The organism is Bradyrhizobium sp. (genome assembly GCF_019242285.1).
Lineage (GTDB): Bacteria > Pseudomonadota > Alphaproteobacteria > Rhizobiales > Xanthobacteraceae > Bradyrhizobium.
On record NZ_JAFAVV010000569.1, the window covers coordinates 1 to 13,779 of the forward strand.

Consider the following 13,779-nt stretch of genomic DNA (forward strand, 5'->3'; position numbering starts at 1 on the left):
GGGCAGACCGCGGCCGCAGTGGGAGGCCGGTTGCGGGCGGCGCGACTGGCATTGGTCATCGTCGCAAGCCTGGCGCCGGTTGTCTGCTCCCGGGCCGAGTCGGCAGCGGATATGTCGAGCTTTGTTACCCGCTATGCGGCAGTTGACGGTCCCGTCGCGCCGAAGCCGCCCGAAGCGCCGACTGCCAGCACCGCCGAGCCGCCGAAGCCGACCCTGTCGGTCTCACCCTCGGCCTATTCCGATACGCGCGCCTACTACCGCGCGCTGATCGAGAGGGAGGCGACGCAACAGGACCTGGCGCCGGCGATCGCCGAAGCGGTGCTGGCAGTCGAGAGCGGCTACAATGCGGATTCGGTCGGCACCTCGGGCGAGATCGGCTTGATGCAGGTGATGCCCTCGACGGCGCGGATGCTCGGCTTCGTCGGCAGCGATGCCGAGCTCGCGGTGCCGGAGACCAACATCCATCTCGGCGTCAGCTATCTCGCCCAGGCCTGGCGGCTCGCGGGCGGCGATCTCTGCACTGCCGTAATGAAATATCGCGCCGGCCATGGCGAGACGCGCTTCTCCTATCTCTCGGTGAACTACTGTCTTGCAGTTCGCTCGAAACTGTTCGCGCGCGGCTTTCCGGTCACCGGCAGCGTGCCGGCCGCGACCTTCGGCGAAGCCGTCGGCAGCGGCGGTGGCGGCGTCAGAAGTTGCGGCCGCAAATGTCTTGCCGTGACGCGGATCGGCAAGGTCGATCTCGCGGCGCTCAACATGAAGCTGAGTGCGCTGGTGGTGCAGACGCGGGGAGGGCGGTGAACGATGCAGCAGCCGCTCCGCTGGATGACGCTGGCCGCCGCGGCGGCGGTCATGACCCTGGCACAGGTCCGGGCCGAGGACCGCCTGGTGCTGCCCGAGATCACCATCACGGCGATTCCGCCGCCTGACATCAGCCACGAGAAGTGCAGCGACAAGCCGACCGGCAACGAGCATTCGCTCGGCTGCCTCAACGAGCAGATGCGGCATCAGGTCGACACCGTCAATCCGCCGGCGCTCAACGTGCCGCCGATCGATGCAAAATCGTCGGACCTCAAGGTCGGCACCGTGAACATCCCCGGCGTGCAGCAGCAATACGGCAAGAATTTCGGCCACTCGGTCGTTCCGTTCCGTCCGCCGCCGCCGATCTACAGTTCGATCGGCGCGGCCGGCCGCCATTGATCGGCTGGGGACGATTGGCAGGCTCGATCCCGCTTGATTCTCACCTCGCCGCAGCCGGCGGCGGATAGAGCCGCAGCAACGCGGCGGTCGCCGCCTCGGCCCGTCGCGTGATCTCGCGCGGGCTCGGGCGATCGTCGACGCCGAGCAGCAACCGCGTCATCTGCGTTCCCCATAGCAGGCCCGCGAACTGCTCGGCCATGGCGGCGGGGTCGCCGTCGAGCAGACCCGCCGCGCGGGCGCGGGTCATGAACGCACGCAGGGCGGAGCGGCTTGCCGCGACGCCGATATCGTTCAGAGTCCTGGCAACATCAGGCGCGCGGACCGCCTCGGCGATGGCAAGTCGGAATACCGCAATCACGATGGGATCGCTGACCTCCTGCAGGAGGTGACTTCCGAGCGCGGTGAGCGCCGTTGCCAGCGTCGCACGGTCGAGCGCCTCGGGGAGCTCGGCCGGCATCCGCAACCGCTCCGCCCGCTCCGCGATGCAGGCGGCGAGGATTTCCTGCTTGCTGCCGAAATGCGCGTAGAGCTCGCGCTTCGATGCCTTCGCCCGGGTCGCGATCTCGAGCGTCGAGGTTGCGGCAAAACCCTGCTCCATGAAGGCCGAAAAGGCCGCTTCGAGGATGCGCCGGCGCGCCGGGGCTTCTCCGGCCTCGGCGGCGCGCGACTTCACGATTCGTTCAACCGGCATGTCGCCTCCTTGACGTGGTACCATACGGTACCACACATTGCTCATTGTTGGTACCACGCGGTACCCTCCAATCCCAGAGGTGTCGTCATGACAAAACCCATCCTCGTCACGTCCGCGGCCGGCGGCAGGCAGGGCAAGACCGGAAGACACGTGTCCGAAATGCTGCTCGCCCGCGGCCTTCCCGTGCGCGCTTTCGTCCACAAGATCGACGAACGGTCGGACCAGCTGCGTACGCTCGGCGCCGAGATCATGCAGGGCGATTTTCTCGACATCCGCGCGGTCGAGCGGGCCGCGCGGTATGCTTCCGCAATCTACTTCGCCTATCCGGTGCAGGACGGCCTGCTCGACGCCACCGCGGCGATGGCGCTGGCCGCCCGCGAGGCCGGCATATCGCGGCTGGTCAACCTGGTGATGCTGCAATCCTCGCCCGAGGCGCCGACGCCGCGCATGCGGCAGAACTACCTGTCCGAGCAGGTGTTCGAATGGGCGGGCATTGGCGCTGTGCACCTGCGCGCCACCATCTTCTACGAGAACGTCGCTGCGCTGGTCCGCCAGAGCCTGCCGGCGCAGGGCGCGGTCAGGCTGCCCTGGGGCGGCGAGAACACGGTGCTGCCGCTGATCGCGGGCGCCGACGTCGCGCGCGTCGCCGCCGGCGTCCTGGCCGGTCCCGAGGTCGAGGCCGGCACCGCCTATCCGCTGATCGGCGCGACACTGTCGCTGAAGGAGATCATCGCAACGTTCGCGCGCGTGCTCGGCCGCGACGTGCGGTACATGGAAATCTCCGACGAGGAATGGCGGCGCGATGCGGCCGCACGCAACTACAATCCCCATGCCATCGAGCACCTGTCCTCGCTATGGCGGGCGATCCGCGGCGCCGCGATCGATCCGAAGGATCCTCGTTACGCGGTCACCGGTGCGATCGAAAAGATCGGCGGCGCGGCACCGAAGACTTTCGAGGCCTTCGTGCGCGAGTTGCAGGGCGAGTTGTCGGCCCCGGGCTCGGCACGTTAGAGCGTTTTCGAGCGAAGTGGATACCGGTTCGCGTGAAGAAAACGCGTCAAAACAAGGAAGCTAGAGCTTCCGTTCCGATTCCATCGGAACGGAAAAAGCTCTGGTTAGCGCGACTTCGACCGGGGTCACGGACCTGCGGAGCGACATGTTTGCGGTCGCAGGCCGTCCCGGTCGCGATGTCCGCGAAGTGCATCGCCGGAACGAGCATGGCGATATGCAGCTTCGCGACCCGAGGTGCCTCCGACGATGGGCTTGGTTCTTGTCCGCGACCGGACCCAAGATGTTCGGCGGAGCAGCTCCTCGAGGAGGGACGACGATCTGCGCTCGGCTCGCCGCACCGCCGACTCGAACCTGTTACCTGTCGTCCCAATCATCCAATCGTGGGCGCGCCCAACGAGCCTCGTACCAGCCGTCGCAATCCGGCCGCGGTCGCGGCCGGCACCATCCGGACCGGCACCATCCCTCCGCTCGCGGCCATCTGATCCTGACGGCGGGACAGGCAGCCGGGTCGCAGAACGGACCGGCTTCTGCCCGGCAGCACAGCGGGCGGACAGACCGTCGTTCGGTGATCGTCGTTCGAGAAGACGGAGGGGAAGACGGCGAGCAGGATTCAGTGCTGGTCGTGGTCGTCGTCCGACCGCCGATCCTGACGGACGTCGTCGTGGTACGAACACAGGCTTCGGCGGCGGCAGAGGACCGCGCGGCCGGCGGCCCGGCAGCATTCGTTGATGCGGCAGGGTAGAGCGCGTTCACCCGGGCGATATCGCCTTCGCTCAGATGGTCCCGCTGTCCGGGCTTGACCGTGCTTCGCAGCGTCTGCCGCTGCTGCTCCAGCCTCTCCCGATCGGGGAAAAACGCCAGGCAGTCTTCCTTGCCGTCGTAGGTCACCTTCTCGCAGCCCGACGATCGCTTGGCGCCATGGTCGGGCGCATAGTGCATGATCGAATCGTAGTCGTAGGAGGTGCCTGCCAGCGCCGGTTGATCCCAGATGGCCCGGCAGAACTGCTTCGGGCCGTCGATATTGCGCCAGAGCACCTTGATGTAACTGTCCCTCATGCCCCTGGAATGCTCATGACCGAGCCCCAGGACGTGCCCGATCTGATGCGCGATGCGGCCCCAGTTCTGGCCGCATCCGGCGACCTCGACGACGTTGACGTTGTCGTCCTCGTTGGCCTTGCCCGACAGCTTTTCCTTGATGCCCAGGCTGTTGCTGGTGCACTGCGCCTTCCGGCCGGAGAACTTGACGTAGTTCTCGGTGCGCCAGTTTCGCGTGCCGGACAGCTCCCTGAACCGGACATTGGTGGCTTGCTGCCAGGCCGTCAACGCCTGCTGAATTGTGGCGCGGTCGGGCTCGGTCACCGACGCGTCGACGATGTAGGGCACGAGACGATTGTCCCACCGCTTCGGCTCACCGCGAATGTAGTCGGGGACGACGGTGGCGGCGCCCTCCTTCTGGACATCGGCGGCTTGTGCCAGGACGATGTCGCCTTCCACGATGGCCTGGCCGTCGATCACGTCGAACGGCAGGGAATAACGTTTGCCGTCGAGCTCATAGGTGTAGCTGTCGCTGCCGCGGCAGATCTCGGCCTCGTCACCGCTCGACACGTCCTGTGGAGCTGCAACGGCGGTGTCCTGCTGGGGTGCGACGTAGGTCGTCGATCTGGCCCCGAAGTACTGGCGCGCAAAAAGCACCGCAGCCACGAGCAGGAGCACAATGAACAGACTACGCCACATTTCCCCGCAACTCTCGGACTGGGTGCCACCCGGTCGTGACCGCCCGTATCCCCCCATCTATGGAAAGACCATTACCGCCCGGTGTCAACTTGCCAAGGCCCAATAGGTTCAGGGGCTTCCGACGCTCTTCGGCCGCCGCGCGCTGCTTCTCGTGAGCCATTTCGGCAAGGGGCGCCGCTCGGGCGCTGCGCCTTCGGCGTGGGCCGGTCGCTGCATGCCGCGCCATCACGCTCCTCAGGGTATGAGCGCCTGCTGCCGCTTACGCAGCAGGCCTTCGTTTGCGAGCTCGCGGCGGCGCGATCAGCGCCTCTGCTGGAATGCTCCACTCACGGTGCAGCTTCCAGGCCATCCTCATGGTGAGAGAGCGCTTGCTGGTCAGGACATCGGACGCGCGCTGGCGAGAGCCGAGCAGGCGGCCGAGATCAGCCTGGGTGTAGCCTCCTGTCTCCATGCGGTAGCGAATCGCATCGATCGCGTCGGGTGGCTCGATCGGCCAGCGCTTGCGCTCGTAGTCCTCAATGACCAGGGCGAGGAGATCAAAGCGGTCGGCGTCAGGCGTACCCGGCTTGGGCTCGTTCTCGAAATATCGTTCTATCTCGTCGAGGGTCGCTTCATATTCGGTTTCCGAGCGAATTGGACGGATCACTTCTTGTGCCATGATACGGTCTCCGGATCGATACGGTCGTATTCCGAATGGGTGCCGATGAACTTCACAAGCACCCGGCCAAAAGCATAGGACACGTGGACGACCAACCGATATTTGTTGCCGCCGAGATCGAAGATCACCCGGTTGTCGCCCACGAAATCGGCGGTACTGCCGAATTGCTGCTTTATCTCTGCCGGATTGGCCCAGCGCGCCTTGGTCGTAACGGCGAACCATGCCCGAATCGGCCCCTCGGCTTGCCGGTAGCGCGCCCAGAATTCCTTCAGGGTGCGAAGGGCGATCACCTGCATGATGAAACTTTAGCATGTAACCAATCTGGTGACAATGGCCGTGCATCGCTACGGCCCGCGACTCGCCCAGAACCAGGTCGTCACGCTCGCGGCGCGTCCCCGGATCCGCGAGTCCCTGGGACCCGACAGCTCGCCGCCGCGGGTCAATGCGTTGTCGGGGCCGGCGGCCTTGAACAGCTCGTCGCCGACGGCAAGCTGGGCGCCGCCGCCGGCCGCGACCTCCATCAGCCGGCTTGCGACATTCACGGTGTCGCCGGTCGCGGTGATGTGCTGATAGCTGCCGCCGCCGAGACGAGAAGCGACGATGGTGCCGAACTGGGCGCCGACCTTGAAGCCGAGCCGGGCCTCGAGCGACGCCGGAAGCGCACCGATCCAGCGATCGGTGGCCAGGCAGAGCCGAACGGCGCATTCCACGGCCCTCGAGGCATCGTCGGCGGCGGGCGCCGGCAGGCCGAACAGGATCATCGCGCCGTCGCCCTGGAAGCTCACGATCGTGCCCCGCAGCGCCGTGACCTCCTGGTCGAGCAGCGCATGGTAGTCCTTGAGCAATTGACGCACGTCGCCGGCCTCGACCGTTTCGCTGAAGCCGGTGAAGCCGGAGAGGTCGATGAAGATCACGGCGGCGTCCTGGCGAACCGGCTTCGACAGGAAGTCGGGATCGCGCGTCAGCCACTCCTGGACGTTCGGCGACTGGAACTGCTGCAGCAGCCGACTCCTGCTCGCGAAATATTGCGCCTGGCTGCGGCCGGACCACAACTGGAAAACGCCGAACAGCAGGGCCGGCGCGGCCGCGCCGGAGGCGGGCAGCGCAGCCTTCAGCAGAACGCCGGACGAGAACGCGAGGCCGGTTGCGGCGATCCAGGCCACAAGAAGCAAGGCGACCAGGAGCAGGCCGGCGATGCTGCGGCGCCATGCCAACAGCGCGACGATCATCATGGGCAGCGCGATGGTCAGGGCGCCATCCATGATTCGGACGGCACGGTCGCGACGCATGATGTCGCCGGAAACGAGCTGCGCGGTCACCGTGGCGATCACCTCGACGCCCGGCAAGTCCGGGTCGAACGGCGTCGTGAACACGTCGCCGCTCGCGGCGACCGTTGCTCCCACCACGACGATCTTACCCGCGATCGCCGCGGCGTCGACTTTCGATGCGAGCAGGTCGCCGCCGGCGATGCTCGGGATCGTTCGCCGCGGTCCGTAGAAGACGATCGGGAGCTCGGCCTCGCCGATCGCGGGAAGCATATGCGGTGCGGCCGCGGTCCGCGTCTCCCCGGTCGTCGTGTCCGGCTCGCTGGCCAGCGAAGCGGCCAGCAGCGGAAAAGATATCAGGAAACGCTCCTTCGAGCGGAACAGCATCGGCGCCGTGCGCGGGGTGCCCGTGCGGTCCTTGTCCAGATTGACGATCCCGACCTGGGCCTGATCGGAAAAAATCTTCTGCGGCACCAGGAAGTGCTCCGCGCGCGGCAAGGGGGCGCTCCAATCGTTGCCGTCGCCGAGGTCGATCGACTGATGGGATTGCGGGAACACCGCGGCGCCGGCGATGACCGCCGGGCTCTCTGCCAGCGCGCGCGCCAGTTCGGCGTCGCTGTCCTCGGCGCCCTTGTCGAGCAGCAGGATGTCGACGGCGATCACTCTCGGCCGCAACCGTGCGACCGCTTCGATCAGCCGGGCGAGCTCGTGCCGGGGCAGCGGGTAGCTGCCGACCCGACTTGCGAGGGCATCATCGATCTCGACGATGGTGACCGAGGCAGGCGGCGCCTTCACGCCGCGCGCGATGGTGAGGAGGTCGACGAGCCCGGCGTCCAGGCGGTCGACGAAGGGGAGATAGCCCGAGGCATGACCGACCGCGATCAGGGCGCCCCAGGCTCCCGCGAGCAGGATTGCGATCAGATGCGGCCACCTGCTCATTCGCGCCTATTGACCGAGCCTTGCCATCAGCGCGGCGACGCGGGCCGGCGCCCATTTCTTGACGACGAGCGGGGCCTGCCCTTCCACGTCGACACCTTCGCCGGGACCGAGCGAGACGGCGGCGCCGCGCGCGTCGGCGCGCCGCCCGACGGCGACCCTGCCTCTGACGACCAGCACGGAGGTCTTTCCCTCGGACACGTCAACGGCCCATCTGGTGCCGCGCACCGCGGCGATAGCCTGGGGCGTGTTGACCTGGAACGTCTTGTGGCCCGATCTCGGCGGCACCTCGAGCAGCAGCGCCTTGTCGTTGAGCTCGACGGTATTGATCTTGCCGTCCCGGCCGGCAGCTCCCAGCGCGTACCGGGCGCCGTTCTCGACCACGATGGTCACGCCATTGGGACAGCGAATGGTCCGGGTCTGGCCCGCGACATCCGACACCGAGCAGCCCGCGTTGTCGGTCTGGGCCATCGCAAGTCCGGTGGAGGCGAGAGTATGCAGGACCGCAACGCTGACGAAAATGCCGATTCTACGCATGAGAGTGGGTACCCTTAATCACACTGAAATATCCGCCTTTACGTGTAATATTGTACGTCACCCGGTTAGTTAGTGGCGCTCCATGTCGATGTTGCGGCAAACGGACACATGTCCGGCGTGCTCATCGGTCCTGTTGCGCAGTGCCGCCGTCGGTCCCCCGGGGTCAGTCCTCGATCGCAAGGCCTTCGGTTTCGCACCACTCCCGCAATGCGCTTTCGGTGGCCTTGTTCTCGAAGGCATGCCAGCGGTCTAGAGCGTGCCTGCGCTGCAGCAGCGCCCGAAAATTCCGGTAGGCGCCGCTCCGGCTGAAGATGTCGCGCACCTCGTCGAAGTCGTTGGGCAGGCATTCGCGGGCGAAATCCAGCACCAGCGGCTTGCCGAGATCGAGGTCGTGCTTGCTCGGCACGCTGGCATATTTCGTGTCATCGTCGATGTCTTCCGGTATCTCCTCGAGATCCGGATCGTCCGTTTCCCAGTAGATGCGGCCCGTCTCCCGGCAGATGAAGGCTGCGTGCCCGCCTCCTCCGTCGGAGCTGACATATTCATGGGCCATCTCCAGGTCGCTGAATTTGATCGCCATGCTTCCGTTCCCGTGCCTGGCAGGATGGTCGCGCCATGGGGCTGGCGCGGCGCCAGCGAAGCTCATGTCGCGGGCGCGATCAAGCCGACTTTCATGCCTCTGGCGACATAGACGCAGTCGCCGTCGGCGAGCACGCGGCCGTCGGCGATGCCGAGCGCCAGCCGGCCGCGCCTGACCTGGCGCATCTCGACCTCGTAGCGCACGCACCTGACCTCCGGCGTGATGTGCCCCTTGAACTTGACCTCGCCAACGCCCGTGGCCCGGCCCTTGCCCGGCGAGCCGGACCAGCCGAGCCAGTAGCCGATCATCTGCCACATCGCGTCCAGGCCGAGACATCCCGGCATCACGGCGTCGCCGGGAAAGTGACAGGCGAAAAACCAGAGGCTCGGCGTGATGTCCAGTTCGCCGACGATATGGCCCTTTCCATAGTCGCCCCCGTCCAGGCTGATCTCGGTGATGCGGTCCATCATCAGCATCGGCGGCGCCGGCAACTGCGCATTGCCGGGGCCGAAATAGCCGCCTTCGCTCGATCGGAGCAGTTCTTCCTTCGTGTAGGAGGATTGCGGTGTGTGAAAGTCGTGCGGATCGGGCAAGACACGGCCTCGATGTCAGGCGAGCGGGAGGGGTGGAATTCAGGCGGCCTTGCTGCGGCCGCGCACTCCGGCGCGTGCGGTCAGGCGCAGGGCGGCGGCGATGAAGGTCCAGATGTCGTGCGCCAGCTCTTCCGGATCGGGTCGGTGCTTGCGCTGCAGCGCGCCGATCAGCGCCTGTCGAATGCCGCCGATCATGAGCGCGATGGTGAGGTGCGGATCGATGTTGCCGGCGACGATGCCGTCGCGCTGCGCCGCTTCGATCATGCGCGCGCCCGCAGCGAGCTGCCGGCTTGTGAAGGCCGTCTCGACATCCAGCACCTCCGGTGCGCGGCTCAAGGCCCCAATGACGAGCGGAGCAAAGGGATGCTCATAGTGAAATGCGACGTAGGCGGCGATCCGGCTCTTTTCCCTGTCCACCCAGCTTTCCGAAGGCAGCTTCGCGCCGCCGAACGCCGCTGCATCGAGGCGGTCGTAAAACTCTTCGACCACGGCGGCGATCAGACCGGCCTTCGAGCCGAAGTGATGATAGGCGAGTCCGACCGAGACCTGCGCTCGCCTCGCGACGGCCTGCATTTCCAGGTGCCCATGGCCGCGGATGAGTTCCTGCTCCGCAGCGCGAACCAGCCTCTCTCGCGTATCGGTGCCGGTGGCCATCGCTGCCCCTCTGATTGAACTGAATTCAGTTCAACAACGATCGAAATCGGATGTCAAGCGTGGGGGAACTTGCCTGCCTCGAGCCGCGTCATCGCGCCGCCACATCGCCATAAATCGGGCGGTTCCCGAACCCCAGTAAAATCAAGATTTTTCCCAACTCACGCCGGACCTCGGGAACAGGGTGCGCCGCGAAGAGCAACCCCCAGGAGGCGTCCCTCTTGTTCATGAACGACGACTCCAGGGAGCAGAATCTGCCCCTCTTTCTCACCGAGCCGGTCGAAGGAATCGAGAAGCCGGGCACGCCTGCAATTCTCAAGATACTCATCGTCTTCCTGACGGCGACCACGCTCGGCGTTGGAATCGTGGCGATGGCACAACCGGCGACGCAACTCGCGGCGGGCACGGTCGCGTGGATCGGCCTGTCGACGCCGCAATCCGACGATCGCCGGCCAGGGCCGGCATCGGCATCAACCCTCGACACACAGGCGCCGTCGGCAGCACGGGATACGCCGTCCCCCCACGACACGGCTGCCGCGTCGGAGCCGGCCGATGCGCGGAGGGCTGACATTGCCGCGCCGTCGGCAGGCGACGTGCTGAAACAATTCCGGGCCTGGGCCGCTGACCAGGACACGAAGGCGCAGCCCGCGCCCGCGGCGCCGGTGCAACCCGAGCCTGCTCCATCCGCCGAGCCCGTCCAGCTCGCACAGACCGCGCCGGCTACGACGGCGCGGGCTGAGCCGCGTCCGGCGGCACCCGTCCGAGCCGCACCGAAGCAGCGACCTGCCCGGTCGTTCCAGAATGCCCGGGCGGAGGTCCGGCCCGCGCGAGAGGCTCGGCCCAAGGCGCCACGCGCGCCAAGGGTGCTGGAACGGCCGAATCCGGAGGAGGAGGCGCGTGCGGAGCCGCCGGTCCAGCAGCCTGAGCCGCCATCGCTGCTGCAGATTTTTGGACTGCGAAACTAGGAACCATTGGTCCCACGGGCGGTTTGTCCAGCGCCCACGGGCCGGTAACCCGCGACGCCTCCGGTATCTCCCGGAGTTTTGTCGGAGCGATGAATCGCATAGGTACCTTCCTGCCCTTCTTGGGCGTTTCCTCCCTAGACTTGAGGCCGCCTGCGCCATCTGCAGGCGGCTTTTCTTTTTCCAAATGAACGCTCGCGGGCCGAAGACGCCGTCTTCCGGGACAATCACCCGGGGCAGATCCATGAGATAGACGCCAAAGAGCACGCCGTCGGACCGGCGCGGCGTCGCGCCGTGCGATCCACCCGTCGATCTCGGCGACGGTGATCTCGCCATGCATGGCGAGGTCGGACATTCCCGAGACGTTCCGCTCCATCACGCCGCAGTCGGCATATTCGCCCCTGAACTGCATGAAGGCGCCGACCGCGACGCACCGGCGGTCGGGGCTCGTTGCCGCCGCTCGTTCCGCGTCTCCGCGCGCCGTGCTAGTGCAGCTTCGAAGAGCGAGCCGTGGAGCTTCCGCAGTGAGTGACACTGGCCTCTATGCCTTGGACATCGGCATTCGCGGCGGAACGGCCGGGTTGTTCGCCATGGTCGCCGTGCTCCTGCTACGGGATATCCGCCTCGGCTGGATCAGCGGGCTCACGACCATGCTGGCCGCAGGTGGGGCCGCCTTCGCGCTCGCGAGCGCGCCGTCGTTTACGTATCCGGCGCCGTGGTGGAGCGCGCCGCTTCTGGTGCTGTCCTCCGGCTCGCCGGCCGTCTTCTGGCTGTGGGCCCGCGTGGTGTTCGACGACGATTTCCGGGTGCGGGCCTGGCATCTGCTGGTATGGGGCATTGTCGTCGGCCTGTCGCTGTCCCTCGCCTTCGGCTGGGCGCGGCGGCTCGGCATCGGTGCGGCGGTCGGCCGTACGCTGTCGATCGCGTCGCTCGTGCTGGCGCTGCTCGCCTTGGTGCAGACGCTCGCGACCTGGAAGGCTGACCTGATCGCCGGCCGGCGCCGGCTGCGATTCTTCGTGCTTGCCGGCACCGCGACCTATGTGGCGCTGCGCGCCGGCTCCGATCTCTGGTCGGCCAAAGGCTCTGGCTTCAGCGCGGTTGGCAGCCTGGGCAGCGCCGTGGAGCTCGGCCTTCTGGCGATCCTGGCGCAGTGGAGCGCGTTCACCATCGGCCTGGAAGCGCCGGCCGCTCTGGCTGGCCGGGATCGCGCCATCGTCGGCGCGCCGCGTGAGGAGCCCGCGGCCGTGGATCCCGCGCTGGTGCGCCGCCTCGAGCACTTCATGAACGGCGAACGCGGCTACCGCCAGGAAGGGCTCACGATCGGCGCGCTCGCTGCGAAGCTGGATCTGCCGGAGTACCGTCTGCGACAGGTGATCAACGAGGGGCTCGGCCATCGCAACTTCAACGCCTTCCTCAACCGCTATCGGATCGAGGAGGCCAAGGCGGCGCTGGCCGATCCGGAGCAGCGCGAGGTGCCGATCCTGACGATCGCGCTCGACGCCGGCTTCCAGTCGGTCGGACCGTTCAACCGCGCCTTCAAGGCGGAGACCGGCGTGACGCCGACCGAATTCCGGCGGCGCGCGCTCGACCGATCCTGACCTGTTTCGAGGAAGTGTCAGTCGGAATCCTCGGTGTACGACACGCCGCCTGTTACCTCCAAAGACATCGCCGCGTTGCAGGAAACGGGACGGCGCCGCGCCGCGGCGGGCTTGCCTTGAGCGTCGAACCGTGTTGGATCGTGCCGTGGCACGGCATCCATCGAGCACCGTATGAGCCTGTTCGTCCTGCGGCGGTTTCTGACCCTGCTGGCGACGCTGGCCGCCGCATCGCTGATCATCTTCCTGGTGCTCGACGCCTTGCCCGGCAACGCCGCGCAGACGCTGATGGGCGCCGACGCCTCGGCGGACGCGGTGCGCGCGCTGACCGTCAAGCTCGGGCTGGATCAGCCGCTTGTCGTCCGCTATGCGCGCTGGATCGGCGGCATGGCGGTGGGCGATCTCGGCAACTCCTACGCCTACGGCACGCCGGTCGCCGGCCTGATAGCCGAGCGACTGGCGCTGACCGTTCCGCTCGCCATTTTGTCGATGGCGATCACGGTGGTGCTGGCGCTGGCCGCCGGCATCTATACCGCCGCCAACCATGGCAGGCTCGGCGATGTCGGCATCATGTCGCTGACCCAGGTCGGGATCGCGCTGCCGAATTTCTGGTTCGCAATCCTCCTGATCCTGTTGTTCGCGGTGAAGCTGCAATGGCTCTCCGCCGGCGGCTTCGCCGGCTGGGATGACGGCATCTGGACCGGCCTCCGCTCGCTGCTGCTGCCCGCGATCGCGCTGGCAGTGGTGCAGGCCGCGATCCTGGCGCGGGTCACGCGCTCGGCGGTGCTCGAAGTGCTGCGCGAGGATTTCGTGCGCACGGCGCGCGCCAAGGGCCTGAGCCGGCGCGAGGCGCTCTGGCATCACGTGCTGCGCAACGCCATGATCCCCGTCATGACCGTGATGGGCCTGCAATTCGCCAATCTGCTCGCCGGCACCATCGTGATCGAGAACGTGTTCTATCTGCCGGGCCTCGGCCGGCTGATCTTCCAGTCGATCGCCAACCGCGACCTGATCGTGGTCCGCAACTGCGTGATGCTGCTCGCGGCCATGGTCATCATCGTCAATTTTGTGGTCGATGTGCTCTATGCCGTCATCGATCCGCGCATCAAGGTCAACAACCTGTGAGCACGCCGGACACCGCAATCAGCATGCCGGCCATCGCGCAACGCCCCGCGACGGGGTTTTGGCGGCGTGCACTCAGGCATCGCAGCTTTGTGGCCGGCGGCGCGCTCGTGCTTCTGGTGCTCGTCGCCGCGCTGTTGTCGCTGGTCTGGACGCCGTGGTCTGCCTATGACATCGACATCGCGGCCAAGCTGAAGCCGCCATCATCGGCGCACTGGCTGGGCACCGACGTGTTCGGGCGCGA

The 13,779-nt window shown here is 66.8% G+C and carries 15 protein-coding genes and 1 pseudogene; 7 read left to right on the plus strand and 9 right to left on the minus strand.

All coding sequences use genetic code 11. The annotated features are described in order from the left end of the window. Positions 1 to 111: 111 nt before the first annotated feature. Complete coding sequence (locus JOY90_RS23000) at positions 112 to 801, plus strand: lytic transglycosylase domain-containing protein (RefSeq protein ID WP_291693423.1); 690 nt, start codon at positions 112 to 114, stop codon at positions 799 to 801. A 3-nt stretch (positions 802 to 804) separates the two neighbouring features. Further along, on the plus strand, positions 805 to 1,200 hold the full coding sequence (locus tag JOY90_RS23005) for a hypothetical protein (protein WP_291693409.1): 396 nt from the start codon (positions 805 to 807) through the stop codon (positions 1,198 to 1,200). A 40-nt stretch (positions 1,201 to 1,240) separates the two neighbouring features. Here the strand turns inward: JOY90_RS23005 and JOY90_RS23010 are convergent, their stop codons facing one another. Continuing rightward, positions 1,241 to 1,891 (minus strand): TetR/AcrR family transcriptional regulator, encoded by a 651-nt coding sequence (locus JOY90_RS23010; protein ID WP_291693410.1) that lies wholly within the window; start codon positions 1,889 to 1,891, stop codon positions 1,241 to 1,243. Between the two features lie 87 nt (positions 1,892 to 1,978). Here JOY90_RS23010 and JOY90_RS23015 point away from each other — a divergent pair, with 87 nt between their 5' ends. Continuing rightward, positions 1,979 to 2,902 (plus strand): NmrA family NAD(P)-binding protein, encoded by a 924-nt coding sequence (locus JOY90_RS23015; RefSeq protein ID WP_291693411.1) that lies wholly within the window; start codon positions 1,979 to 1,981, stop codon positions 2,900 to 2,902. Between the two features lie 354 nt (positions 2,903 to 3,256). Here JOY90_RS23015 and JOY90_RS23020 read toward each other — a convergent pair whose 3' ends face one another. The 8 genes from JOY90_RS23020 to JOY90_RS23055 all read right to left on the minus strand — a co-directional run bounded on the left by JOY90_RS23020 (position 3,257) and on the right by JOY90_RS23055 (position 9,859). Continuing rightward, positions 3,257 to 4,636, minus strand: coding sequence for a M12 family metallopeptidase (locus JOY90_RS23020; protein WP_291693412.1), 1,380 nt, complete (start codon positions 4,634 to 4,636; stop codon positions 3,257 to 3,259). Positions 4,637 to 4,895: 259 nt separating this feature from the next. Then, positions 4,896 to 5,294: an XRE family transcriptional regulator gene (locus JOY90_RS23025; RefSeq protein ID WP_291693413.1), complete on the minus strand. Its 399-nt coding sequence runs from the start codon at positions 5,292 to 5,294 to the stop codon at positions 4,896 to 4,898. Then, positions 5,279 to 5,590, minus strand: coding sequence for a type II toxin-antitoxin system HigB family toxin (locus tag JOY90_RS23030; protein ID WP_291693414.1), 312 nt, complete (start codon positions 5,588 to 5,590; stop codon positions 5,279 to 5,281). The genes JOY90_RS23025 and JOY90_RS23030 overlap by 16 nt, the downstream gene beginning before the upstream one ends. 48 nt (positions 5,591 to 5,638) lie before the next feature. After that, on the minus strand, positions 5,639 to 7,498 hold the full coding sequence (locus JOY90_RS23035) for a CHASE2 domain-containing protein (protein ID WP_291693415.1): 1,860 nt from the start codon (positions 7,496 to 7,498) through the stop codon (positions 5,639 to 5,641). 6 nt (positions 7,499 to 7,504) lie between these two features. Next, positions 7,505 to 8,032, minus strand: coding sequence for a FecR family protein (locus JOY90_RS23040; RefSeq protein WP_291693416.1), 528 nt, complete (start codon positions 8,030 to 8,032; stop codon positions 7,505 to 7,507). Between the two features lie 163 nt (positions 8,033 to 8,195). Next, a complete protein-coding gene (locus JOY90_RS23045) occupies positions 8,196 to 8,612 on the minus strand; it encodes a hypothetical protein (RefSeq protein ID WP_291693417.1) in 417 nt (138 codons plus the stop codon). A 62-nt stretch (positions 8,613 to 8,674) separates the two neighbouring features. Continuing rightward, positions 8,675 to 9,205: a bifunctional 3-hydroxydecanoyl-ACP dehydratase/trans-2-decenoyl-ACP isomerase gene (gene fabA, locus JOY90_RS23050; RefSeq protein WP_291693418.1), complete on the minus strand. Its 531-nt coding sequence runs from the start codon at positions 9,203 to 9,205 to the stop codon at positions 8,675 to 8,677. 39 nt (positions 9,206 to 9,244) lie between these two features. Beyond that, complete coding sequence (locus JOY90_RS23055) at positions 9,245 to 9,859, minus strand: TetR/AcrR family transcriptional regulator (protein ID WP_291693419.1); 615 nt, start codon at positions 9,857 to 9,859, stop codon at positions 9,245 to 9,247. A gap of 224 nt (positions 9,860 to 10,083) precedes the next feature. Between JOY90_RS23055 and JOY90_RS23060 the strand changes: the two genes are divergently transcribed. The 4 genes and pseudogenes from JOY90_RS23060 to JOY90_RS23075 form a co-directional block, all read left to right on the plus strand. Then, the gene (locus tag JOY90_RS23060) at positions 10,084 to 10,821 is read left to right on the plus strand and encodes a hypothetical protein (protein WP_291693420.1); all 738 of its coding nucleotides are present in this window, start codon (positions 10,084 to 10,086) and stop codon (positions 10,819 to 10,821) included. Positions 10,822 to 11,342: 521 nt separating this feature from the next. After that, entirely contained in the window at positions 11,343 to 12,416 is a 1,074-nt protein-coding gene (locus JOY90_RS23065; protein ID WP_291693421.1) for an AraC family transcriptional regulator, read from the plus strand. A gap of 171 nt (positions 12,417 to 12,587) precedes the next feature. Then, positions 12,588 to 13,538, plus strand: a complete 951-nt coding sequence (locus JOY90_RS23070; RefSeq protein WP_291693422.1) for an ABC transporter permease — start codon at positions 12,588 to 12,590, stop codon at positions 13,536 to 13,538. A 23-nt stretch (positions 13,539 to 13,561) separates the two neighbouring features. Next, positions 13,562 to 13,779, plus strand: a pseudogene (locus JOY90_RS23075) (ABC transporter permease); the annotation flags it as partial.